Consider the following 3,282-nt stretch of genomic DNA (forward strand, 5'->3'; position numbering starts at 1 on the left):
ACTCTTCAAAATCAAATGCTACAAGATTCCTCCACGGTTTTTTTTCACCATCATCAATCACATCTTTGGGTGGAATGGGTTTTGGGTGGTATTTCGGTTTTGAGGCGTCGGCCATTTTGATGATTGTTTTTTCTGTGCAGGTTGATTGTTCAAGCGTTGGTGGGATTGCTTTTTCCTCATAGCCCTTTTTGATTTTCGATTTTATCAGTTTGTTGGCTTCTTTTTCCGCATCGGCAGGCGAAGAAAACGTTTTAACTTGTGTTTGTCCTTTTGTCCCTATCTTGCCGAATACTATGGTTAGTGATTCGTCTTGTTGGGTGATATACCAAAATTTGTTTGACTGTAGATCGCTATATTCTAAATACTTTTTCATTGTGTTATGTTTTCCTAATACTTATCTTTTTTATATTTATTAGAATAATTTGACTTTATCCTGTTTATTGGGGCATAAGCCCCAATTAGTAAGCCTTTTTATTAATTATAATTTGGCTAACTTTTCCTGCCAGTATTCTTGATATTGTGGCAGGCGTTTTTGTGCTGTTTGGTACACCTGTTTTAGTTCAGTAGTATCGAGTTTTCTTTGCAGTTTCTCCATGGCATAATCTAGTTTTTTCTGCTGTATATATGCCATAAACAGCAGTGAGGCATCATAGACTTCGCCCATATCTGGGGTGATTTTTTCAAGCTTTTTGATTGCCCGATAATTATCATCCTCAAAAACCCCAGCTGCTAAAGCTTCATCCAAATACATCATACCAGGCTTAGATTTATCAATAACAGGACTCCCTTTTGGACTATCGAAATAATAATATTGTTTTCGCAGTGCGAATAATTTTTCTTTATCGGGCGCTTGTTTGTTCATTGCAACAGCAATCTTAGCAAAATCCATTACACCATAAATTAGCTGAGCTTGATTTATACCATAAATTCCCATACCCACTTGATAGGGTGTGCCACTAAAATCAATCACAACCTTTTTACCAAAACAGTATGCCTGTTCAGCGCCCCAAAGGATAACAGAGCGAGTACCTATGTCATTTTGCACCTTACAATATTGGATAATAGCATCGAAAATGTAAGGATTAGTTATCGTTAATGGCGCAAAAATAACTGCTCTCCATGAGGAATCATAAGTTTCCAATTCTCTAACATTAAACCCACGCTTTTTAGCTTCCAATGGCGTAATGACACAAGGTGGATTTTCGATAAAATTTTGGTCAACTATTGTTAACGGTTTGGAATCGTTTTCATATTTAGGAGGGAGATTATAGATAATTGGTTGACCGCTAACTTCTCCTTCTTCCTCAAAAGCTTCTATAACTAAATTATGAAAATCTGCGTATATCAACTTTTCTTGCGGATCAGTCGCATTATTAAATAATTTTTTTAACTTTTTAAGAGCATAACTAGGTTTATAATTATCAAAAAGTTCTATTACTAAATTAGTCAATTTACAATTTGGGTTTTTTGGCTCATTCCTTCTGTAATAATCCGTCAAACTAGCTAAATTTTGCGGAATTTTATAAAATTGACTAGATAATTTAGCCGTATGACACTCATAACTTAATTGCAATAACGCAATCGCAACCGCTGTTTCGGGCGTAATGCCCCAATATTTTTCAAGAACAATACCAAAATTACTAGCCAAATCTTCATAGTAACTATCGATTTCATTAGCAAATTTAATAGCCAAATCCATATGTTTTACATCCGTCATTGCTAAGGCTATGGCGGCGAATGTCCCGGCGACTGAACTTTCATTTTGTATTTCAAAACTTTTATGATCTTGATACATGGTTAAGTCAACAAACTCTCTTATTTTATCGTGTAAACTTTCGTACATCACTGCTTTGCGGAAAAAGGCATGTGAACCACAGACTATACCTCCTATCGCTAGCCCTAGTTCTGATTCTTCAATGTCTTTAAGGTATTCAAAGTCTTCAACATATTTAGCAAATTCAGAATAGTATTTAGGCTTGGCAACAAAATAAATATGAAGCCAATGCCCCTGAAATATTTCTGAATAACCTTTTGCCATTATTCCATTTAAATAATCAAGCGCATCGGAATATGCCTGTTCACTTTCTTGTTTAAAGCGTAAGTAAATTTCACCGCCCGTTGGCATGGCTCTGGCGATAATAGTATCAGTTTCACAAAAAACATCATTTTCAGTAAAAGTATTATAAAAACGTTCGGTTGCTGATTGATAGCGTGAATCGTCTTTTTTTTCTGACTTGCTATCAATAATGCCCAGCTTATCCCACGCTTGTTTTTGTAAAATTGCTGGTTCATATCCTTTATCAACTAAGCATTCAACACCGTTATAAGCATATCTATAATCAAAATTAGCCCATTCAAACTGTAAATAAACTAACCACCATTTGTTATAATCAAAATCTTTGTATTTCCTTAACAGAGAACGTCCTTCCGATTCAGCCTCTTTTTCACATGAATAAAGATATTTTTTTAGTAATGCTAAAATTCTATCGGTATCATAATTATCAATAATGCCATTATAGGCAAAATATTCCTCAACCGTGTCAGTTAGCAAATCTGCATAATATTCATCTGATTGCTCGAGATATTTTAGGTCTCTTTCAAGCTCAAATACCTTTGTTTGTCGGTAGGTTTGCTCTAGTGGTATTTCAATAAGAATATTATCTGTTTGGAAAAGGGCAATTTTGAAATATCTATTAGTCATATCACCAAAAAAACCATCATCCAGCATTTTCTGGAGTTTTTCGGTAAGTAATGGAACAAAATATTGATTATTTATCTCAACGCCATAACTAGTACCATCATATTCTAGCTCATTTAGACTTTCTGAATAATAGCGTTTGGAATTTCGTTCATTGAATAAAGCATATATTTCCAGCGTTTTATAATCAAAGGTGATATTAAAGCCACAAACATTTTCAGGGAATTTGGTAGTTTCAAAAATACTCTGTAATGCGTTAACTATTTTATCCACCATTTGTATTGGATAATCGGTTAGATATTGTTCAGACAGTTGATGGATTGATTCGGAATGAGTCTGATAACGTTCATAAATATATTTCATCACACCTTGCGCAAAGATTTCTTGGAAAAGAATTTCTGGATCTCTGATTCTCAAAAGATAAGGAATGCAATCAAAGTGAATCGGTGATATTTTCTTCATAAATTTTGAAAATGTCATTTGAAGCATATCTTTGATGAAAATTTGAAATTCATTATTGCTGGGGCTTAATGCTTTTAATTGTTCAAATGTCGCTTCAATATCGAACTGCACACCTTGCTTTA

The 3,282-nt window shown here is 34.2% G+C and carries 2 protein-coding genes; both read right to left on the reverse strand.

Annotated elements, in window-relative coordinates:
* On the reverse strand, positions 1-373 hold a 373-nt coding region (locus tag J3U42_RS12095; RefSeq protein ID WP_267336586.1), incomplete at its 3' end, for a WGR domain-containing protein.
* 105 nt (positions 374-478) lie between these two features.
* Positions 479-3,282, reverse strand: a 2,804-nt coding sequence (locus J3U42_RS12100) for a DUF6138 family protein (RefSeq protein ID WP_267336587.1), incomplete at its 5' end; no start/stop codon positions are given.

The sequence above is a fragment of the Gilliamella sp. B2923 genome (assembly GCF_026536565.1).
Classification (GTDB): domain Bacteria; phylum Pseudomonadota; class Gammaproteobacteria; order Enterobacterales; family Orbaceae; genus Gilliamella.